General features: G+C 66.8%; 18 protein-coding genes. 5 read left to right on the top strand and 13 right to left on the bottom strand.

Features of this window, described 5'->3' with window-relative positions:
- Window position 1: 1 nt before the first annotated feature.
- The 6 genes from ACN9MV_RS02650 to ACN9MV_RS02625 form a co-directional block, all read right to left on the bottom strand.
- Entirely contained in the window at window positions 2–907 is a 906-nt protein-coding gene (locus tag ACN9MV_RS02650; protein WP_093053965.1) for an ABC transporter permease subunit, read from the bottom strand.
- A gap of 4 nt (window positions 908–911) precedes the next feature.
- A complete protein-coding gene (locus ACN9MV_RS02645; protein WP_426391231.1) occupies window positions 912–1,916 on the bottom strand; it encodes an ABC transporter permease subunit in 1,005 nt (334 codons plus the stop codon).
- A 63-nt stretch (window positions 1,917–1,979) separates the two neighbouring features.
- Window positions 1,980–3,659 carry a long-chain-fatty-acid--CoA ligase gene (locus ACN9MV_RS02640; protein WP_426391229.1) on the bottom strand — a complete coding sequence of 560 codons (1,680 nt, stop codon included), beginning with the start codon at window positions 3,657–3,659 and terminating at the stop codon, window positions 1,980–1,982.
- 102 nt (window positions 3,660–3,761) lie between these two features.
- On the bottom strand, window positions 3,762–5,186 hold the full coding sequence (locus ACN9MV_RS02635) for an NAD(P)(+) transhydrogenase (Re/Si-specific) subunit beta (RefSeq protein WP_093053959.1): 1,425 nt from the start codon (window positions 5,184–5,186) through the stop codon (window positions 3,762–3,764).
- Window positions 5,183–5,515, bottom strand: a complete 333-nt coding sequence (locus ACN9MV_RS02630) for an NAD(P) transhydrogenase subunit alpha (protein WP_093053957.1) — start codon at window positions 5,513–5,515, stop codon at window positions 5,183–5,185. The genes ACN9MV_RS02635 and ACN9MV_RS02630 overlap by 4 nt, the downstream gene beginning before the upstream one ends.
- Before the next feature lie 20 nt (window positions 5,516–5,535).
- Window positions 5,536–6,666 carry a Re/Si-specific NAD(P)(+) transhydrogenase subunit alpha gene (locus ACN9MV_RS02625; RefSeq protein WP_093076932.1) on the bottom strand — a complete coding sequence of 377 codons (1,131 nt, stop codon included), beginning with the start codon at window positions 6,664–6,666 and terminating at the stop codon, window positions 5,536–5,538.
- 441 nt (window positions 6,667–7,107) lie between these two features.
- Here ACN9MV_RS02625 and ACN9MV_RS02620 point away from each other — a divergent pair, with 441 nt between their 5' ends.
- The 3 genes from ACN9MV_RS02620 to ACN9MV_RS02610 all read left to right on the top strand — a co-directional run bounded on the left by ACN9MV_RS02620 (window position 7,108) and on the right by ACN9MV_RS02610 (window position 8,844).
- The gene (locus ACN9MV_RS02620) at window positions 7,108–7,821 is read left to right on the top strand and encodes a response regulator transcription factor (RefSeq protein ID WP_093053953.1); all 714 of its coding nucleotides are present in this window, start codon (window positions 7,108–7,110) and stop codon (window positions 7,819–7,821) included.
- Window positions 7,822–7,897: 76 nt separating this feature from the next.
- On the top strand, window positions 7,898–8,332 hold the full coding sequence (locus ACN9MV_RS02615; protein WP_093175266.1) for a DUF4019 domain-containing protein: 435 nt from the start codon (window positions 7,898–7,900) through the stop codon (window positions 8,330–8,332).
- Window positions 8,333–8,355: 23 nt separating this feature from the next.
- Window positions 8,356–8,844, top strand: a complete 489-nt coding sequence (locus ACN9MV_RS02610; protein WP_426391228.1) for an NUDIX hydrolase — start codon at window positions 8,356–8,358, stop codon at window positions 8,842–8,844.
- A 1-nt stretch (window position 8,845) separates the two neighbouring features.
- On the opposite strand, the gene mnmA is transcribed toward ACN9MV_RS02610, so the two are convergent.
- Window positions 8,846–9,946, bottom strand: a complete 1,101-nt coding sequence (gene mnmA / locus ACN9MV_RS02605; RefSeq protein WP_426391227.1) for a tRNA 2-thiouridine(34) synthase MnmA — start codon at window positions 9,944–9,946, stop codon at window positions 8,846–8,848.
- A 145-nt stretch (window positions 9,947–10,091) separates the two neighbouring features.
- Here mnmA and ACN9MV_RS02600 point away from each other — a divergent pair, with 145 nt between their 5' ends.
- Window positions 10,092–11,819: a long-chain-fatty-acid--CoA ligase gene (locus ACN9MV_RS02600; protein ID WP_426391226.1), complete on the top strand. Its 1,728-nt coding sequence runs from the start codon at window positions 10,092–10,094 to the stop codon at window positions 11,817–11,819.
- Window positions 11,820–11,822: 3 nt separating this feature from the next.
- Here the strand turns inward: ACN9MV_RS02600 and ACN9MV_RS02595 are convergent, their stop codons facing one another.
- The 5 genes from ACN9MV_RS02595 to ACN9MV_RS02575 are packed head-to-tail and all read right to left on the bottom strand — an operon-like array spanning window position 11,823 to window position 17,594.
- Window positions 11,823–12,818 (bottom strand): LLM class flavin-dependent oxidoreductase, encoded by a 996-nt coding sequence (locus ACN9MV_RS02595; RefSeq protein ID WP_093054262.1) that lies wholly within the window; start codon window positions 12,816–12,818, stop codon window positions 11,823–11,825.
- A gap of 45 nt (window positions 12,819–12,863) precedes the next feature.
- Window positions 12,864–14,546, bottom strand: coding sequence for an FxLYD domain-containing protein (locus tag ACN9MV_RS02590; RefSeq protein WP_426391224.1), 1,683 nt, complete (start codon window positions 14,544–14,546; stop codon window positions 12,864–12,866).
- Between the two features lie 45 nt (window positions 14,547–14,591).
- Window positions 14,592–15,188 (bottom strand): hypothetical protein, encoded by a 597-nt coding sequence (locus ACN9MV_RS02585; RefSeq protein ID WP_426391223.1) that lies wholly within the window; start codon window positions 15,186–15,188, stop codon window positions 14,592–14,594.
- Window positions 15,189–15,201: 13 nt separating this feature from the next.
- Window positions 15,202–16,992 carry a VanW family protein gene (locus tag ACN9MV_RS02580; protein WP_426391222.1) on the bottom strand — a complete coding sequence of 597 codons (1,791 nt, stop codon included), beginning with the start codon at window positions 16,990–16,992 and terminating at the stop codon, window positions 15,202–15,204.
- Window positions 16,989–17,594, bottom strand: a complete 606-nt coding sequence (locus tag ACN9MV_RS02575; RefSeq protein WP_093053937.1) for a DUF6891 domain-containing protein — start codon at window positions 17,592–17,594, stop codon at window positions 16,989–16,991. Before ACN9MV_RS02575 ends, ACN9MV_RS02580 begins: the two co-directional genes overlap by 4 nt.
- A gap of 206 nt (window positions 17,595–17,800) precedes the next feature.
- Between ACN9MV_RS02575 and ACN9MV_RS02570 the strand changes: the two genes are divergently transcribed.
- On the top strand, window positions 17,801–18,562 hold the full coding sequence (locus ACN9MV_RS02570) for a hypothetical protein (protein ID WP_426391221.1): 762 nt from the start codon (window positions 17,801–17,803) through the stop codon (window positions 18,560–18,562).
- An 85-nt stretch (window positions 18,563–18,647) separates the two neighbouring features.
- On the opposite strand, the gene ACN9MV_RS02565 is transcribed toward ACN9MV_RS02570, so the two are convergent.
- Window positions 18,648–19,028: a helicase SNF2 gene (locus tag ACN9MV_RS02565; RefSeq protein WP_093053935.1), complete on the bottom strand. Its 381-nt coding sequence runs from the start codon at window positions 19,026–19,028 to the stop codon at window positions 18,648–18,650.
- Window positions 19,029–19,110: the final 82 nt, after the last annotated feature.

Raw genomic sequence — 19,110 nt, 5'->3', positions numbered from 1 at the left:
TTCAGCGCTTGAGCTTCGGGTCGAGTGCATCACGCAGACCGTCGCCCAGAAGATTGAAAGCCAGCACCGCCGCGAGGATCGCCATGCCCGGGAAGGTAACGACCCACCACGCGCGCAGCACGAACTCGCGCGCATCGGCCAGCATGGTTCCCCACTCGGGTGAGGGCGGCTGCGCGCCGAGCCCGAGGAAGCCGAGCGCCGCCGCATCGAGGATGGCGGTCGAGATGCCGAGCGAGGCCTGCACGATCAGCGGTGCGGCGCAGTTGGGCAGCACCTCGCTGAACATCAGGCGCAGCGTGCCGGCGCCGCTCACGCGCGCGGCGGTCACGTAGTCGCGCGAGACCTCGGCGATGACGGCGGCGCGCGTGATGCGCACATAGTGCGGCAGCACCACGATGGCCACCGCGAGCATTGCGTTGACCAGCCCCGGCCCGAGGATCGCGACGATCACGATGGCCAGCAGCAGGCTCGGCAGCGTGAGCACGATGTCCATCAGCCGCATGATCGCGATCTCGAGCACGCCGCGGAAGAAGCCCGCGATCAGCCCGAGCACCACGCCCACGACCACCGACAGCGCCACCACCGCGACACCGATCGACAGCGACAGCCGCGCGCCGTACATCAGCCGCGAAAGAATGTCGCGCCCGATCGCGTCGGTGCCCAGCAGGTAGCTGACGGAGCCGCCCTGCTGCCACGCCGGCGGCTGCAGGAAGACGGCGCTGTTGGTTTCGTTCGGCGCGTGCGGTGCGATCCACGGCGCGAACAGCGCAACCAGCAGCAGGAAGACGATGGTGGCGAGCCCGATGACCGCGCCGCGGTTGGCCGAGAACGCCGTCCAGAACTCGCGCCACGGGCCGGGAGGGGCGGTGCTTTTCGCACCGGTGGAAATGGTTTGTGTCGAGGCCATGAGCTCAGCGCCGGATGCGGGGATTGATGACGCCGTAAGCCACGTCGACGAGCAGGTTCACCAGCATCACGATGCCGCCGAGCAGCAGCATGCCGCCCTGCAGCACCGGATAGTCGCGTCGGCCGATGGCCTCGATGAGCCACTTTCCGACGCCGGGCCAGGAGAAGATGGTCTCGGTGAGGATCGCGCCCGTGAAGAGCACGCCCACCTGCAGCCCGATGACGGTCACGACCGGGATCAACGCATTGCGCAGCGCATGCAGCCCCACCACGCGAAAGCGCGACAGGCCCTTGGCGCGCGCGGTGCGGATGTAGTCCTCGCCCAGCACTTCGAGCATGGCCGAGCGCGTCATGCGCGCAATGACCGCAAGCGGCACCGTGCCGAGCACGATGGCCGGCAAGATGAGGTGATGCAGCGCCGACCAGAAGGCCTCGACGTCGCCGGCACGCAGCGAGTCGATCAGCAGGAAGCCGGTGTCGGGCTCGATGTAGTACTGCACCGCGATGCGCCCCGACACGGGCGTCCATCCGAGCTGTACCGAGAAGAACAGGATGAGCAGCAGTCCCCACCAGAAGATCGGCATCGAATAGCCGGTGAGCGATGTGGCCATCACGCCGTGGTCGAAGATGGAATTGCGCCGCACCGCCGCGAGAATGCCGGCCGGCAACCCCAGCAGCAGCGCGAAAAGAATGGCGCAGACCGCAAGCTCGACAGTGGCCGGAAAGAGCGCGAGGAACTCGCTCATCACCGTGTCCTGCGTGATCAGCGACTTGCCGAGGTCGCCGTGCAGCACGCGGCCGATGTAGATGCCGTACTGCACGATCACCGGCTTGTCGAAGCCGTAGGCGGTGCGCAGTTCGGCATGGCGCGCGGGGTCGATCCCGCGCTCGCCGGCCATGGTTTCAATGGGGTCGCCCGGCACGAGCCGGATGAGGAAGAAGGCGAGCAGTGTCATGCCGATGAAGGTCGGCACCAGCAGGCTCACACGGGTCAGTAGGAATCGAAACATCGACCCGCGAATATGCAAGATCGATGCCGTGGCCCTACCCGGGCCGAACCCTTACTTCAGCGCTTACTTCTTGGCGTCGCGCAGCTCGCGGCGAAGGATCTTGCCGACCGGCGTCTTCGGCATGTCGCTACGAAACTCTACGATTCGCGGCTGCTTGTAACCCGTAAGGTTTGCTCTGCAGTATTCGCGCACCTGCGCCTCAGTGAGCGAAGGGTCTTTCTTCACGATCACGAGCTTCACGGCCTCGCCGGTCTTGTCGTCGGACACGCCGACCGCCGCGCATTCGAGCACGCCCGGAATCAGTGCAACCACGTCTTCGATCTCGTTCGGGTACACGTTGAAGCCCGACACCAGGATCATGTCCTTCTTGCGGTCGACCACCTTGAAGTAGCCGCGCTCGTCGACCACGCCGATGTCGCCGCTCTTGAAGTAGCCGTCGGGCGTCATGACCTTGGCGGTCTCGTCGGGGCGCTGCCAGTAGCCGGCCATCACCTGCGGGCCCTTGATGGCGATCTCGCCGCGCTCGCCGGTCGGCACTTCGTTGCCGTCGTCGTCGAGCAGCTTGAGCCAGGTGCTCGGCAGCGGCAGGCCGATGGTGCCGGTGTAGGCGGTGCTGTTGGTCGGGTTGCAGGTGGTGGACGGCGAGGTTTCCGACAGGCCGTAGCCTTCGCAGATCGGGCAGCCGGTTTTCTCTAGCCAGAGCTTCGCGACCGCGGCCTGCACCGCCATGCCGCCGCCGACCGAGACCTTGAGGTTCTTCCAGTTGACGGTGTTGAAGTCGGGGTGGTTCGCCAGCCCGTTGAACAGCGTGTTGACGGCAGGGAAGCTGTGGATGGTGTGCTTCGACAGTTCCTTCAGCACGCCGGGAATGTCGCGCGGATTCGGAATCAGGATCAGCTTGCCGCCCGTGCGCATGTTCAGCATCATGCCGACCGTGAACGCGAAGATGTGATACAGCGGCAGCGCGCACACGCTGGTGGGTTGCTCGTTGGCCGGCACCTTGTTCATGACCGGCTCGTTCCAGGCCTCGGACTGCAGCACGTTGGCGATCACGTTGCGATGCAGCAGCACCGCGCCCTTCGACACGCCGGTGGTGCCGCCGGTGTACTGCAGCACCGCCACGTCGTCGGGGCCGATGGCCACGGGCTTCAGCGAAGCGCTCGCGCCCTTGTCGAGCGCGTCGTTGAAACGCACCGCGCCCGGCAGGTTGAACTGGGGCACCATCTTCTTGACGTTGCGCACCACGTAGTTGACGAGCGCGCCCTTCAGGAAACCGAGGCGGTCGCCCATGGAAGCCAGCACGATGTGCTTGACCGGCGTGGCCCCGATGCATTGCTGCAGCGTGGTGCCGAAGTTCTCCATGATGATGATCGCCTTCGCGCCGGAGTCCTTGAGCTGGTGCTCGAGTTCGCGCGGCGTGTACAGCGGGTTCACGTTGACCAGGATCAGCCCGGCGCGCAGGATGCCCGCAACCGAGATCGGGTACTGCGGGCAGTTGGGCATCATGACCGCCACGCGGTCGCCCTTGGCGAGGCCCAGGCTCTGCAGGTAGCCCGCGAAGGCCTTGCTCTGCCTGTTGGTTTCCGCGTAGCTGATGTCCTTGCCCATGAAGCTGTAGGCCGTGCGGTCTGCGTACTTCGTGAAGCTCTCTTCCATGAGCGCGACCAGCGAGGGGTACTGCGAGGCATCGATATCGGCGGGCACACCCTGCGGGTAGCTGCTGAGCCAGGGACGATCGGTCATTGGATTTGTCTCCTCCGGGAAGTCGGACTTGTTGAAAGCGAAAACGGCGCTCGAAGTGGCGCCGCGAAGAACTCGCCCGCCGTGCGGGCAGGGACCTTCGGCCTATTCGATGGCCTTGCCCATATCTTCCACTACTTTTTTAGCATCGCCAAAGACCATCATGGTCTTGTCCATGTAGAAGAGCTCGTTGTCCAGCCCGGCATAACCGGCGGCCATGGAGCGCTTGTTCACGATGACGGTCTTGGCCTTGTAGGCCTCCAGGATCGGCATGCCGTAGATCGGGCTGCCCTTGGTGTGCGCGGCGGGGTTCACCACGTCATTGGCGCCCAGGATGATCGCCACGTCGGCCTGGCCGAACTCGCCGTTGATGTCTTCCATCTCGAACACCTGGTCGTAGGGCACTTCGGCCTCCGCCAGCAGCACGTTCATGTGGCCGGGCATGCGGCCCGCCACCGGGTGGATCGCGTACTTCACGGTGATGCCCTTCTCGGTGAGCTTGGCCGCAAGTTCCTTCACCGCATGCTGCGCGCGTGCGACTGCAAGGCCGTAGCCCGGCACGATCACCACCGTCTCGGCATTGCCGAGCACGAAGGCCGCATCGTCGGCACTGCCGGTCTTCACCGGGCGCTGCTCCTTGGCCGCGCCGCCGGCCGTGGCCGCCTCGCCGCCGAAGCCGCCCAGGATAACGTTGAAGAACGAGCGGTTCATGGCCTTGCACATGATGTAGCTCAGGATCGCACCCGAGGAGCCCACCAGCGAACCGGCCACGATCAGCATCGCGTTGTTCAGGCTGAAGCCGATGCCCGCGGCCGCCCAGCCCGAGTAGCTGTTGAGCATCGACACCACCACCGGCATGTCGGCGCCGCCGATCGGGATGATGATGAGCACGCCCATCACGAAGGCCAGCGCCAGCATCGCGAAGAAGGCCGGCCAGCTTTCGGTGAAGACGAACACCAGGCCCAGGCCGATGGTGGCCAGGCCCAGCACGAGGTTCAGCATGTGCTGGCCCGCGAACTGCACCGGCGCGCCCTGGAACAGGCGGAACTTGTACTTGCCCGAGAGCTTGCCGAAGGCGATGACCGAGCCGCTGAAGGTGACGGCACCGATGGCCGCGCCCAGGAACAGCTCGAGCCGATTGCCGCTCGGGATCGGGTCGCCCTTGATCGCGATGCCGAAGGCATGCGGCTCGGCCACTGCGGCGACCGCGATGAACACCGCGGCCAGGCCGATCATGCTGTGCATGAAGGCGACCAGCTCGGGCATCTTGGTCATCTCGACCTTGTTGGCCATGTAGGCGCCAAGGCCGCCGCCGAGCACCAGCGCGACCAGCACGTAGCTCAGCCCGTTGAGGTTGCCGCTGGCAAGCTTGTAGATCAGCGCGCCGGTGGTCAGCACGGCGATTGCCATGCCGGTCATGCCGAAGATGTTGCCGCGGATCGAGGTGGTCGGATGGCTCAGGCCCTTGAGGGCCTGGATGAAGCAGATGCTGGCAACGAGGTACAGCAGCGTGACGAGGTTCATGCTCACTTGGCGGCTCCCTCTTCAGCCTTCGGTGCGACGGCCTTCTTTTCTTTCTTCTTGAACATCTCCAGCATCCGCCGCGTGACGAGGAAGCCGCCGAAGACGTTCACCGCGGCCAGCGCCACGGCCAGCACGCCCATGGTCTTGCCCAGCGGCGTGTCGGTGAGTGCGGCCGCCAGCATGGCGCCCACGATCACGATGGCCGAGATGGCGTTGGTCACTGCCATCAGCGGCGTGTGCAGCGCAGGCGTGACGGTCCACACGACGTGGTAGCCGACGTAGATGGCCAGCACGAAGATGATCAGGTTGATGACTGTGTGCGAAACGATGTCCATGTTCTTCTCCTCGGCGGGCGTTATTTCTTCGTGACCTGGCCGTCTTGCGTGACGCGGCAGGCGGCGACGATGTCGTCCTCGAGGTCGATCTTCAGCGCGCCCTCCTTGGTGACGATGAGCTTGAGAAAGTCGAGCACGTTGCGCGCGTAGAGCGCCGAGGCATCGGCCGCCACGAGCGCAGCGAGGTTGGTTTCGCCGACGATGGTCACGCCGTGCTTCACCACCGTCCTGTCGGCTTCCGACAGCGGGCAGTTGCCGCCCACGCCGCCCGCGCCCTTGCCGGCGGCGATGTCGACGATCACCGAACCCGGCTTCATCGACTTGACCATGTCCTCGGTGATGAGGGTCGGCGCGGCACGGCCCGGAATGAGGGCAGTGCTGATGACGACGTCGGCCAGCGCCACGCGCTTGGCGACTTCGACCTGCTGGCGCGCGAGCCAGCTTGGAGGCATCGGCTTGGCATAGCCGCCGACGCCGACCGCGGCTTCTTTTTCTTCGTCGGTGTCGTACGAGACTTCGATGAACTTGCCGCCGAGCGATTCGATCTGCTCCTTGACGCTGGGGCGCACGTCGGATGCCTCGATGACAGCGCCCAGGCGCTTGGCCGTGGCGATGGCCTGCAGGCCCGCCACGCCCACGCCCAGGATGACGACGCGCGCGGCCTTCACCGTGCCGGCCGCCGTCATGAGCATCGGGAAGAAGCGCTGGTACTTGTCGGCCGCGATCATCACGGCCTTGTAGCCGGCGATGTTGGCCTGCGACGAGAGCACGTCCATGCTCTGGGCGCGGGTGGTACGCGGTGCGGCTTCGAGCGCGAAGCCGACGACGCCTGCAGCAGCCAGGCGCTGCAGGCCGGCCGCGTCGAAGGGATTGAGCATGCCGATGACGACGGCGCCGGACTTCAGCAGCGCGGTTTCGGCATCGGTGGGCGTGCGCACCTTGAGCACCATGTCGGCGGAGAAGGCCCCGGCCTGGTCGGTGATCTCGGCGCCTGCGGCCTGGTACGCGGCATCGGTGACGCTGGCTGCAACGCCGGCCCCCGACTGCACCCGTATGGAGTGCCCTGAGGCGACCAGTTTTTTCACCGTCTCAGGTGTAACAGCCACGCGGGTTTCGCCAGCCAGTGTCTCGGCGGGCACGCCTATCAGCATAGAGATCTCCTCAGAGCAAGGGGGCACAGGGAATGCGGGCAGAGCTTACAGCAAGATTACAGCCGCCCGCCGTCGCCAAAACGCTCTGTGGTTTTGACCCCAAAGTGCCGATGAATGCTGTCGGCATCGCTATTCAATTGATAGCAAATTCGGGTATTCGATAGCCGCCTCGCGAAGACCGCGGCACGTGTCCAACCTCGCGCCGGCCGAACTCCAGGCGGTTTGTCCAGCGAGAAGTTGTCGATGGGCACCCATAACGCCCTCTACTCAGGATCTCGATTTGTATTCAACTGCCGTTAACTTCGTTAACAAGTGAACTGAAAACCTCGATTTGCGTGCATTAGTTGCAGTTCAAAAACTTTACGTTAGTCGCAGATAGATACACTTCAGCCCAATCGCCAGTTCACAGAGACTGACGAAGGGGAGGAAGAAGGGGATGGAATGCGAATCGCGGTACTCAATGACGGTGTAGATCAATTCAAGCGAATCAATCGAACCATGGCGGCACTCGAGCACGAGTGCCATCCCTACACGGAAGGAAAAGCGCTGTTGCAGGCAATGCGCCGGCAGACCTTCGACCTGCTGATACTCGACTGGAACCTGTCCGACATGGAGGGCCCGGACGTGGTGAGGTCCATCCGTCACGAACTCAACAGCCGGCTTCCCATTCTTTTCGTGACCGACAAGCGCGACGAGGCGGACATGGTCGAAGGCCTCAACGCGGGCGCGGACGACTTCATGGTCAAGCCCACCCGTGCCGGCGAACTCGAAGCGCGTGTGAACGCGCTGCTGCGCCGGTCCTACCCGGCCCAGCACGAGATGGAACTGGTCTTCGGCCCTTACCACTTCTATCCGCCCTCGCGCGTTCTGAAGGTTCGCGGCGTGCAGGTCGAGCTGAAGAACCGGGAGTACGAGCTCGCGCTGTTCCTGTTCCAGAACGTCGGGCGACTGCTTTCGCGGGAGCACCTGCACGAGGCCGTCTGGGGCCTTGGCATCGAGGCGCTGTCGCGCTCGCTCGACACCCATGTCTCGCGCCTGCGAACCAAGCTCGACCTGCGCCCCGCAAACGGCTTCCTGCTGCTGGCCATCTACGGCCTGGGCTACCGGCTGGAAACAATCGAAGCCGATGCCCTGTCCAGCATCAGCGCGCGCTGAGTCGGGAATCTCCGGCACGCTACAGTCTCCAACGGCACCCCGCCGTCATGTGCTTGCACCACAAGGAATGAGACGAATGAATTCGATGATCCGGTTGCTGCTCGCCGCCACGTTGTTCTGGAGCTGGTTCAGCCCGGCCGCTGCGCAGGAGGTCGAAGCCAGCGACATGGTGCGCGGCGGCATGCTGGCGATCCAGATGATCGACCAGGGCAAGGCCGGCGAACTGTGGGACGGCGCCACCCCGGCCACCCGCAAGCGCGTGACGCGCGCCGACTTCACCGGCCAGGTCGCCAGGAGCCGCGCCCCAATTGGCGCACCGCAGATGCGCACCTGGGTGGCAGTCAATCGCCAGGTCGTGGCCGACGCGGACAGCGAGACGGCCGGCCAGTACGTCAGCGTCGAATACGAGACCCGCTTCGCGAACAAGCCCGACGGCACGCTGCGCGAGCTCGTGAGCTTTCACCTCGACAGCGACCGCGTCTGGCGCTTCAGCGGCTACGTGCTGAAATAAGCGCCCCAAACACGGTAAATCCCATGGCAGGCCCGCGCTGGAAACCCAACGTCACCGTGGCTGCGGTAATCGAGCGCGACGGGCGCTTCCTGCTGGTCGAGGAGCAGACCAGCGACGGCCTGCGGCTCAACACACCCGCAGGCCACCTGGACCCTGGCGAATCCCCAGCCGAGGGCTGCGCGCGCGAAACCCTCGAAGAAACAGCCCATCATTTCACGCCAACAGCGCTCATCGGCGTCTATATGGCGCGTTCCCGGCCGCTGGCCGAGCGCGGCGAAGACACCACCTATATGCGCTTCGCCTTCACAGGCATCCTGGGTGCATTCGAAGAAGGCCGACCGCTCGACGAAGGCATCGTGCGCACCATCTGGATGACGGCGGACGAAATCCGCGTCAGCGTGGCGCGGCATCGCAGCCCGCTGCTGCTGCAGTGCATCGAAGACCATCTGGCCGGCAAACGCCACCCGCTGGATCTAGTCCACGTCGACGAATCGGTGCGGTCGTCGCCCTGAATCAGACGATGACGCCGCCGCCAAGGCAGCGTTCGCCGTCATAGAGCACGGCCGACTGCCCCGGCGTCACAGCCCACTGCGGCTCGCCGAAGCGCAAGCCGAACGCAGCGGCATCACCAGCATCCATCTCGCAAGCCGCATCGACCTGCCGGTAGCGCGCCTTCGAGCCGTAGCCGCCCGGCACCGGCGCCTCGCCGGAGACCCAGCTCGCATCGTCCGCCTTCAGCACCGACGACAGCAGCCACGGATGGTCGTGCCCCTGCACCACCCACAGCGTGTTCTTCTCGACGTCCTTGCGCGCCACGAACCACGGCGAGTGGTCGCCCGAGCCGCGCTGCGCGCCCTTCTCCTTCACACCGCCAATGCCCAGCCCCTGCCGCTGCCCCAGCGTGTAGAAGCTCAGCCCCTGGTGCTCGCCCAGCTTGCGGCCGCGGTCGTCCTTGATCGGGCCCGGCTCCTTGGAGATGTAGCGGTTGAGGAAATCGCGGAACGGCCGCTCGCCGATGAAGCAGATGCCAGTCGAGTCCTTCTTCTTCGCGTTGGGCAGGCCGATTTCCTCGGCGATGCGGCGCACCTCGGTCTTGTGCAGCTCGCCCACCGGGAACAGCGTCTTCGACAGCTGCGCCTGGTTCAGGCGGTGCAGGAAGTAGCTCTGGTCTTTCGAGGGATCGAGCCCCTTCAGCAGCTCGTGCTTGCCGGTGGCCTCGTTCAGGCGCACGCGCGCATAGTGCCCGGTGGCGATCTTCTCAGCGCCCAGCCGCATGGCGTGGTCGAGAAAAGCCTTGAACTTGATCTCGGCGTTGCACAGCACGTCGGGGTTCGGCGTGCGGCCGGCCTTGTATTCGCGCAGGAACTCGGCGAACACGCGGTCCTTGTAGTCGGCCGCGAAGTTGACGTGCTCGATCTCGATGCCCAGCACGTCGGCCACGCTGGCGGCGTCCACGAAGTCGATGTTCGACGAGCAGTATTCGCTGTCGTCGTCGTCTTCCCAGTTCTTCATGAAGATGCCGACCACCTCGTGCCCCTGCTGCTTGAGCAGGTGCGCCGTGACCGCGGAGTCCACTCCGCCGCTCAATCCCACCACGATCCGTTGCTTTGCCATAAGCCCGCCATTGTCCCAGCCCGGCGGTAGGGGCTTCCCGTGTGTGGGAAATCGGGAAAACCCCTGTCGCCGGCTTGTCAGCTACCGCCCCACGATGCGAAAGGCCGGCGCTAAAGTGCCGCAAAGCACAGCGGAGACAAGACGCATGGCCACCCCCTCCCCCGCCGCCCTTTCCGGCGACAACACCCCCTGGACACGCGCCTACCCACCCGGCATGCGCTGGGACGCCGAACTGCCCGTGAAGCCGGTGCAGCAGATGCTCGACGAGGCCGTCGAGCGCTGGCCCGACCACTCCGCCGTCGAGTTCATGGGCCAGGCCATCACCTACCGCCAGCTCGGCGCCGCGGTCGACCGTGCCGCCAAGGGCCTGCAAGACCTGGGCGTGAAGCCCGGCGTGCACGTCGGCCTCTACCTGCCCAACACGCCTCACTACCCGATCGCCTTCTTCGCCGTGCTGAAGGCCGGCGGCACGGTGGTGAACTACTCGCCGCTCGACGCCGAGCGCGTGCTGGCCCACAAGATCGAGGACAGCCGCACTGACATCCTCATCACGCTGGACCTCGTCAACCTGTACCCGCAGATGGCGCGCCTGCTCGACAACTCGCGCCTGCAAAAGCTGGTGGTCGGCAGCCTCGGCGACTACGGCGCGATGGGCGACAAGGTGCAAGCCCAGCTGCAGGGCGCCGGCCAGATCGCTCCCGTGCCCGCCGACGATCGGCATGTGCGCTTCACCGAGCTGCTGAAAAGCGAAGGCACGCACGAGACCCACCCGATTGGCGACCTCGCCGAAGAAATCGTGGTGTTGCAGTACACCGGCGGCACCACCGGCCTGCCCAAGGGCGCGATGCTCACGCACGCCAACCTCACGTCGGCCTCGGCGCAGTACTACGAGTCGACCAAGGGCGACCCGCCCATCCTGGCCGAAGGGGCGGAACGCTTCCTGGTCGTGCTACCGCTCTTTCACATCTTCGCGCTCAGCGCCGCGATGCTGCTCGGCGTGCGCCTGGGCGCGGCGCTGGTGCTGCACACGCGCTTCGATGTCGACGCGGTGATGAACGAACTCGCGGCCAGCAAGATCAGCGTGTTCCCCGGTGTGCCGACGATGTACACCGCGATCCTCGCGCACCCCAAGGCCAAGGAGATGGACCTGCGCTCGCTCAAGTTCTGCGGCTCTGGCGGCGCGCCGCTGCCGGTGGAGGTGGAGCAGCGCTTCTTCGAGCTCACCGGCTGCCACCTCAACGAAGGCTGGGGCATGACCGAGACCTCGCCCGTGGGCACCTTCACGCCCGCGCGCGGCGTGCGCAAGGCGGGCTCGTGCGGCATGCCGCTGCCGCAGGTGCGCATCAAGCTCGTGAGCCTGGACGATCCGGCGAAGGACGTCACCACGTTCGGCGAGCCTGGCGAGCTGTGCATCAAGGGCCCGAACGTGATGAAGGGCTACTGGAACAACCCGAAGGCAACCGCCGAGTCGATGACGGCCGACGGCTACTTCCGCAGCGGCGACGTCGCGAAGATGGACGCCGACGGCTACTTCTACATCGTCGACCGCACCAAGGACATGCTGCTGTGCGGCGGCTACAACGTCTACCCGCGCGTGCTGGAAGAGGCGGTGTACGAGCACCCCTCGGTGGCCGAGGTCTGCGTCATCGGCATCCCCGACGAGTACCGCGGCCAGTCGCCCAAGGCCTTCGTGAAGCTGAAGGAAGGCGCGAGCGAACTGACGCTCGATGCGCTCAAGGCCTTCCTGAAGGACCGCCTGGGCAAGCACGAGATGATCGGCGCGCTGGAGATCCGGCCAGAGCTGCCCAAGACCGCCGTGGGCAAGCTCTCCAAGAAAGACCTCGTTGACGAGGAAGCCCGCAAGCGGGCCTGAGCTTTACTGCTTCGGCGCCTGTCCGAACGCGTTGGCCAGCAGCTCATAGGAGCGCAGCCGGGCAGCGTGGTCGAACACCTGCGAGGTGATCATGAGCTCGTCGGCACCGGTGCGCGCGACGAACGCTTCCACGCCCTTCTTCACCGTCTCGACCGAACCCACCGCGGAGCACGACAGCACCGAGTCGAGCAGCGCGTTCTCCGCGGGCCCGACCTTCTGACGATAGTTTTCCACCGGCGGCGGCAGGCGCCCCGGCCGGCCGCTGCGCAGGTTCACGAAGGCCTGCTGCCACGAGGTGGCGCGGAACTCGGCCTCTTCGTCGGTGTCGGCCGCGAACACGTTGAAGCCCAGCATCACATACGGCTTCTGCAGCTGTGCCGACGGCTTGAAGGTCTCGCGATAGATCTGGATGGCCTGCATGATCTGCTGCGGCGCGAAGTGCGAGGCAAAGGCGTAGGGCAGCCCCAGATGCGCCGCGAGCTGCGCGCCGAAGGTGCTGGAGCCGAGGATCCACACCGGCACTTCGAGCCCCGCGCCGGGCACGGCCCGCACCGGCTGCTGCGGCGTCTTCGACATGAAGTCCATCAGCTCGATCACGTCCTGCGGAAACTGGTCCGCGTCCGATTCGAGGTTGCGCCGCAAGGCCCGCGCGGTGCGCTGGTCGGAGCCGGGCGCGCGCCCCAGGCCCAGATCGATGCGCCCCGGGTACAGCGATTCCAGCGTGCCGAACTGCTCGGCAATCACCAGCGGCGAATGGTTCGGCAGCATCACGCCGCCTGCACCGATGCGGATGGTGGAAGTGCCCGCTCCCACGTGCGACAGCAGCACGGCAGTGGCCGCGCTCGCGATGCCCGGCATGCCGTGGTGCTCGGCCAGCCAGTAGCGCGTGTAGCCCAGCTTCTCGCCATGCTGCGCCAGCGAGAGCGAGTTGCGGAACGACTGCGCGGCGTCGCTGCCCTCGGTGATCGGGGAAAGGTCGAGGATCGATAACGGAATCATGGCCGCGATCATGGCGCGAACCGCCCAACGCCGTCGCCCGAGGGGCTATTCGGTTTGGTATAGCGTCGTCACGCTCGCGAAGTCGCGGCCGTTCTGCTCCACGTTCACCTGGAACGGCACGCTCTCGCCCGGCGCGATGGCCGGCAGGTTCTCCACCAGCTTGAAGCCCGTGAGCTGCCCGTTGCGGTCGCGCAGGCTGACCCACAGCCGCACCTTGCCGACGATGCCCGTGCCCGGGTTCTTCACGCTGCCCGTGACTTCCACGCTCTTGTAGGTAAAGCGCTGGCTGAAGTTGAGCAGCACGCTGCCGGTCTCGGCCTTGGTGCCCGTCACCTTCACCTCCAGCGGCTTGCGCGGACCCGGCAATGCCGCGCGGCGCATCGGCTTCCATTCGATGCGAGTCGCGGTGATGCGCTCCATGTCCTCGGGCTCGAGGAAGATCGGAAAGCGCTCGCCCGGATAGAGGTACGCCAGCCCCGCGATGTTGGTCGTGCCATGCGCCTTGCTGCCGCTGAAGCGCGAGATCACGCCGCCCGGCGCCAGCACCACTGCATCGGTGCTGCGGTTCACCAGCTCGCCCAGGAACAGCCGCTGCTGGATGTTGTTGCGCCCGTCCACCAGCGGCAGCAGTTCGAGTTGCTTGTCGTCGAAGCGCTCGCTGTCGTCGGCCAGCAGGTCGTCGGTGCCCAGGCGCAGTTCGGGGTTGAAGGACTCTGGGCCGCCCACCGTGCGGATCACGCGGTCGGCGTTCAGCACCGGCGTGCGCGTGCCCGACGACTCGACCGTGCTGTAGCCGATGCGGTAGTCCCATGCCGCGATGGCCGTCGCGCGGCCGAAGCGCGCGATGCTCACGTCCATCGAAGTCCGCGTGCCCGGCTGGATCTCGTTGGCCTGCCCGTAGCCGTGGCCGAAGCCGATCACCTGCCCCGCGTCGTCGTACAGCGTGACCAGCACCTCGAAGCCGCCGAGCACCGTGGCGTCCTTGCGGTCGTTGGCGATGCGGCCCACCAGCCGCACGCGCTCGCCCTGCTGGATGAGCCGCACGCGCGAGAAGGCCATGCGCGGCCCCTGCACCGCGCTGTAGGGCTCGGCCAGCTTCTGCACGCGCAGCTCCTGCCGAGTGACGTTCTTGCCGCTGGGCATGTCGATCAACACGGGCGCACTTTCGCCGGGCTCCAGCACGGACACCGGCAGCATCTCGCTGCGCTCGTCGAGCTTGCTGTCGCCGTCGTAGTACGTGGCGCGAATGCCCGCGCGCGACAGCGACTTGCCGGTTTCGTTGCGCGCCACCACCAGCAGCTTGGGCATGGCCGAACTGCCGCTGCCCACCAGCACCTGGCGCGGCTCGTTGAGCTTCAGGCCATCGACGGGAATGGTGCGATCGACCGCAGCGGCCACCACGGACCGCGGTGCACCGGACGCGGCGTCGCGGGAGTCGAAGAGAAACAGCCCGATCACGCGAAACACCAGCACCGCGCCCAGCAGGACGGCCACGCCGATGCCGACCTTGCGCAGCATCAGCTTCTGCCTCAGCGCCTCTTCAGCCGCGAGCCGGCGGCCGGCCTCATTCTTCACCTGGTTGAGCACGCGCTCCAGCCGGTCGGACACGTTGTCTTCCACCAGCGTGACCGAGCCGCAGTGGTCGCAGGTGTATTCGTTGAGGCCGGTGCGCTTGAGCACGCTGCTGCCGCATTCGCCGCACTTGAGCGTCTGGAGGTCGATGGTCATTGAAGTGCTGCTCCCGTATTGTTTTTCCTGCGGCGCGCCAGCCGACTACCAGTCGAACAGGTCCGCGATGTCGCCTGCCTCGCTGGCGCCAATCAGCGGCGTGAGCCGCTCGATCAGGCGCGCGCGGTGCACCGGGTTGACGGAATCGTCGTCCATGAAGATGTCCTCGCCCGCCTCGTCCCACACTTGGCCGATAGTGCCGAGGCACGCGGCCATCTCGAGGATGTCGGCAAAGATCGGTGCATCGTCTTTCCACACACCCTCGCCATGCCGGGCGAACTGTATCGCGCCTGTGTTCAGGTCGAAGATGAAGGGGTCCGCGCCCTGGTCGGCCACCACCAGCCAGCGATCGGGCCAGTCGGCAATGCGCTCGCCGGTGATGCCGTGCCAGCGGTAGCCGGCCTGCAGCTCCCACAGGCGCGCGAGCGTCGGAATGCTGAAGGGGTTGCCGGCGGTCGGCACCGTGAGGCCCGCATGGCCCACGCGGTCGTTGATCCACTCGCCGAGCGGGCCGACCTGTGCGTAGAAGGTTTCGATGGCGGCCGGCAGAGGGATCTCTCCGCGCCAATGCTCGGCGGTGGATTGCGGCGCCAGCGCGCCATGGGAAGCCAGCGCCGCGCGGGCCTGTTCGATCGATGCCATCTGTCCTCTCCGTTCAGGGGATGCAAGCAGCCTGCAATGCGGCGCGCAGGGCCTCGACGTCGCCCGGTGCTACCTCGCGCACGCCGGTCAAGCCTGCGAGGCCGCATGCGGTCGAGGCCACCACGGGCACCCCGGCTGCCACAGCGCGCAGTACCGCGCGCGGTGCGTGCTCGACGTGCGCGGGCAGCACGACGACGCTGGCGCCGGCCAGCCAGTCGCCTTGCCAGTTCATGTGTTCGATGTGCGCGATGCCGCGCCAGAGTTGCTTGTCGTCCGAAGGCGCACCCAGTACGCGCAGCCGGTAAGGCCAGCCTTGCAGCGCCGCGGCAAGTTCGCGCGCGCCCTTGCGTGCCAGTGCGCTTGCGGCGAACACGACGAGCGGCGGCCCCCTGCGTTCGATGAAAGCAGCAGCCTTGACCGGGGGCAGCATCCAGTCGAACCGCGTCAACGCTGCTTGCGGTGCCAGCTTGGCGAGCTGCCGGGCGACATCTGCATGCGGCGTGACCACAGCCTGCGCACGGGCAAGCGCCAGCGTCTCGGCGCGCACCAGCGACGGATCTGCGCGGAAGTCGCGCAGCGTTGCGTCACCGGGCCAGTACCGGGCCGCGGCATCGAGCCGCTGTTCGATTTCGGCCATCGGCAACGCGCTGGCCAGCACGGTGACGCGGCGCCCGTCGAGCGCACCGATGCGCTGCAGGTGCGGCAGCAGTGCCTGCTCGACCACCAGCTCCGTGTGCTCCGGCGTCAGGCGGCTTGCCAGGGCGCGCGCAAGCCAGCGCTGGCCGTCGATCAGGCTCGCCTGCCGCCGGCCTGCATGCCGCGCCCAGAGCCGCTGCCACAGCGCGCGGCGCAAGCTCACGGCCCACAGTGTCTGCGCGGGCACTGCTGTCTCACGGTGCCAGCCGGTCGCGGGCAGACGCCAGAACGCAAGCCGCAGCGGCGCCGGCTGCAGGCGCTGCGCGTGTGGATGTTCCTCGCGCAGGTAGCAGGCGAACTCCGGCGTCCAGCCATCGACCAGCACTGCGGCGCGGCCCTCGGGGCCGACGTCGACCTGGGGACGATGGCGAAAGCAGGAGGTCTGTTCGCAACTCAGGCAACCGCGCGCCAATGGCAGTGCTGCGCCCGCGTCATTCGTTCGGCGCAGCGCCACAGGAGCAGCCGGTGCCGCCAGCGGAGAACGCGCGCGGATGCGCAGCACCAGTTCGCTATCGGTCAATTCCACTTCGAGCCGCCACGCATGCTTTGCGCGCAGCTTGAGATCGACGTAGTTCCAGAACACCGTCGCATCGACCGCGTCACCGTCGGCCGCGCCGGCCCGCTCGATGCGCGCCGTGTGCCCGTGGCGCTCGACCAGCTCGAAGCCCGCGCGCACCGCCACGGTGGCGAGCGCGTTCGACAGCTGGCAGAGCCCGCCGGCCAGCGTCGGCACCACGCAGCCGCCGCGCAGCTCGCGGCCCTGCACGAAGCCGCGCCATGCGCCCGGCCGCCCCAGCTGGCGCCAGAAGCTCAGCACTTCGCCTGCCGGCACCTCGATGGCATCGAAGGCACGGCGCGCCACGCGCAGGTTCTGCACCTTGCCGGCCACGAGCGGAAATTCTTCGGCGCGGCCGTCGGACCACAAGGGAGTGCGGTATTGCGCGAGCACCGGCGCGTCGGCCAGTGCGCTGTCGCCGCCGTGCCAGCGCCGGGCCGAAGGTCGTAGCGTCTCGCGCAACGCATGGGCCGTGGCCAGCAGCCGCGAGCGCAGCCAGAAATCGATCGCGTCGATGCGGCGCGGCGGCTGCCAGGCCTGTTGCACGCTCACGCGGAGGGGCCGCGCTTGCGCCATTGGCCGAGGTCGGCTTCGATGCGCTGGTCGATGTTGCCGCTCCATTGCACGCCGAAGCCGGCCGCACGCAGCAGCTCGGCGATGCGGTGGCCCACCACCACGGTGTTGGCTTCGCGCTGCTCGATCTCGGGGATCATGCCGCCGCTGAAGGCCAGGTGCAGGCGGCCGGTGCGCACCGCCGCATCGAGGTCTTGCGCGTGATAGAAGCAGCAGCCGCGAATACCCGAGTCCATGCGGCCCGCGGCGCGCCATTGCTCGCGCACGTCGTCGTGGCCATCGGCGAGCGTGTTGCCTGCGCGATGCAGCGCAATGATCTTTTCGCTGCGCAGCTGCGCGAACACAGCTTCGAGCCGGTCGTATTCGGTCTGCGCGGGCCACCCGGCCTCGGCCGCGCGCTTGGCGGCGCATGCACTTGCGGCCTCGGCCTTGACCCAGGCCCGGTCTTCGGCGGTGATCTCATCGGGATCGAGGTACTCGTCGGTGATCAGCCATTCGACATCGGCGTCGGGATAAAAGCCGCTCCACACCAGGTCGTGGATGCGTCCGCGCGTGTCTTCGGGGTCGAGAGTAAGGGCCATGCGTGTTGGGTTGCCGCCTCGGCTGCAACGGGATCATGCTTTCTTTTTTCCTTACGGAAGCGTGCTCGTATTTTCACCCGGCCGCACCACGATGACGCACTAATGCGAAAGCATGAAGTCTTGCGGCCACCCCTTCCGCGCCGCGCAATCATGAAGGATGCGCCGTGGCAAGGCAATGCGCCTTTTGGCGAAGGCGGCTCCGCCACATGGCCGGGAGCCGCACCGGCGTGGTGCTGCTTGTTTGCTGCGCGACTGGCTATGCTCGGCGGCTCTTCATGCTGCAGCGCCATTCATCCATCGACCCGATCGCCCAGCCGGACGACGAAAGGCTGCCCACCGAATGGACCTCGCGCGCGCCGCCGGCCACGGAGCGCGCGCCGAAGTCGGCCGCCGACTGGGCCGCATGGCTGGCCGCGCTCGCGGTGCTGGTGTTCATGGCGGTCTTCGGCTTCCAGGCAATGACCTGGGCGCTGGCCGGTGGCTGGCAATGGCTCTGGCTGGTGGTGGGTCTGCCGTTCTTCGGGGTCTTCTCGGTGTCGGCGGTGCTGCTCGTCGTCACGAGGCTGCGCGAGCGCCGCCGGGTGCGCGTGGCGCTTGAAGGCATGTCGCTGGAGCGCGGGGAAGGCTTTCGCGTCGGCGAGCCGTTCGAACTTCGGCTGCGTGCGACGGTGCCCATTGCGCGGGAAGGCGAACGCACAGTGGCGCCGGAACGCATCGTCATGCGGCTGATGCGGCGGTCCTTCGTCGGTGCGCCCGATGGCACGGGGTCGCTGATCGATGAGTGCTGCGATGAAGCCATCGCGTTCCGGGAGGATGCGCGGGCAGGAAGGCTGCTCTATGCCTGCGAACTCAGCGCAGGCTCCGGATACGGCGACGCCGCGCAATGGTTCGTCGAACTGCACGACCCGACCGACGACGACAACGCGCCTTTCCTCATCGCCGCGCTGCGGCCGCTGCCCGCGCGCTGACCAGGCGCAGCAAGCCAGACGCAAAAAGGCCGGGCCATGCATCGCATGGCCCGGCCTTTTGTCTCAGCCCCTGTCGGGGGAGTGATTACAGCGGCAGTGCGTCACCGCGAGCGGCAGCGCGGGCTGCGGCACGCACCGCGGCGCGGTCGACCGTGCTTGCCACGACCGGTGCGACACCAGCGGCAGCGCCTTCGGCATACGGGTCAGCGCTGTGTGCAGCGGCAACTGCATCGGCGCGAACGGCGGCACGGCTGGTCGTCGAGACGATCACGCGAGCGGGGCCTGCGTCGGCGCCGGTGGCATAGGGGTTGGCGCTATGGGCTGCAACCACGGCCTGGCCGGCAACGTCGGCGCGGCTGGCGGCCGAGGTCACTTGGTGCACGCCTTCATACGTTTCAGCGTGTGCGGCACCGGCAGCGGCCAGCAGGGCGATGGAGATAGCGGAGAGGAGCTTAGAGGCGGTCATTTGGATGTCCTTCAATTCGTTTCAGTTCTTTGGATGATTTCGAACCGGTCTTGGGTGGGTCACCGTCCCTCCGGGGGCGGCC

Source organism: Variovorax sp. R-27, assembly GCF_049913215.1.
Classification (GTDB): domain Bacteria; phylum Pseudomonadota; class Gammaproteobacteria; order Burkholderiales; family Burkholderiaceae_C; genus Variovorax.
This window is presented reverse-complemented; position numbering and strand designations above follow the sequence as displayed.

What these genes read in the sequence shown, in the direction of transcription:
- ACN9MV_RS02650 (WP_093053965.1), bottom strand. Translation starts at nt 907, where the DNA reads ATGGCCTCGACACAAACCATTTCCACCGGTGCGAAAAGCACCGCCCCT.
- ACN9MV_RS02645 (WP_426391231.1), bottom strand. Translation starts at nt 1,916, where the DNA reads ATGTTTCGATTCCTACTGACCCGTGTGAGCCTGCTGGTGCCGACCTTC.
- ACN9MV_RS02640 (WP_426391229.1), bottom strand. Translation starts at nt 3,659, where the DNA reads ATGACCGATCGTCCCTGGCTCAGCAGCTACCCGCAGGGTGTGCCCGCC.
- ACN9MV_RS02630 (WP_093053957.1), bottom strand. Translation starts at nt 5,515, where the DNA reads ATGGACATCGTTTCGCACACAGTCATCAACCTGATCATCTTCGTGCTG.
- ACN9MV_RS02625 (WP_093076932.1), bottom strand. Translation starts at nt 6,666, where the DNA reads ATGCTGATAGGCGTGCCCGCCGAGACACTGGCTGGCGAAACCCGCGTG.
- ACN9MV_RS02620 (WP_093053953.1), top strand. Translation starts at nt 7,108, where the DNA reads ATGCGAATCGCGGTACTCAATGACGGTGTAGATCAATTCAAGCGAATC.
- ACN9MV_RS02615 (WP_093175266.1), top strand. Translation starts at nt 7,898, where the DNA reads ATGAATTCGATGATCCGGTTGCTGCTCGCCGCCACGTTGTTCTGGAGC.
- ACN9MV_RS02610 (WP_426391228.1), top strand. Translation starts at nt 8,356, where the DNA reads ATGGCAGGCCCGCGCTGGAAACCCAACGTCACCGTGGCTGCGGTAATC.
- mnmA (WP_426391227.1), bottom strand. Translation starts at nt 9,946, where the DNA reads ATGGCAAAGCAACGGATCGTGGTGGGATTGAGCGGCGGAGTGGACTCC.
- ACN9MV_RS02600 (WP_426391226.1), top strand. Translation starts at nt 10,092, where the DNA reads ATGGCCACCCCCTCCCCCGCCGCCCTTTCCGGCGACAACACCCCCTGG.
- ACN9MV_RS02595 (WP_093054262.1), bottom strand. Translation starts at nt 12,818, where the DNA reads ATGATTCCGTTATCGATCCTCGACCTTTCCCCGATCACCGAGGGCAGC.
- ACN9MV_RS02590 (WP_426391224.1), bottom strand. Translation starts at nt 14,546, where the DNA reads ATGACCATCGACCTCCAGACGCTCAAGTGCGGCGAATGCGGCAGCAGC.
- ACN9MV_RS02585 (WP_426391223.1), bottom strand. Translation starts at nt 15,188, where the DNA reads ATGGCATCGATCGAACAGGCCCGCGCGGCGCTGGCTTCCCATGGCGCG.
- ACN9MV_RS02575 (WP_093053937.1), bottom strand. Translation starts at nt 17,594, where the DNA reads ATGGCCCTTACTCTCGACCCCGAAGACACGCGCGGACGCATCCACGAC.
- ACN9MV_RS02570 (WP_426391221.1), top strand. Translation starts at nt 17,801, where the DNA reads ATGGCCGGGAGCCGCACCGGCGTGGTGCTGCTTGTTTGCTGCGCGACT.
- ACN9MV_RS02565 (WP_093053935.1), bottom strand. Translation starts at nt 19,028, where the DNA reads ATGACCGCCTCTAAGCTCCTCTCCGCTATCTCCATCGCCCTGCTGGCC.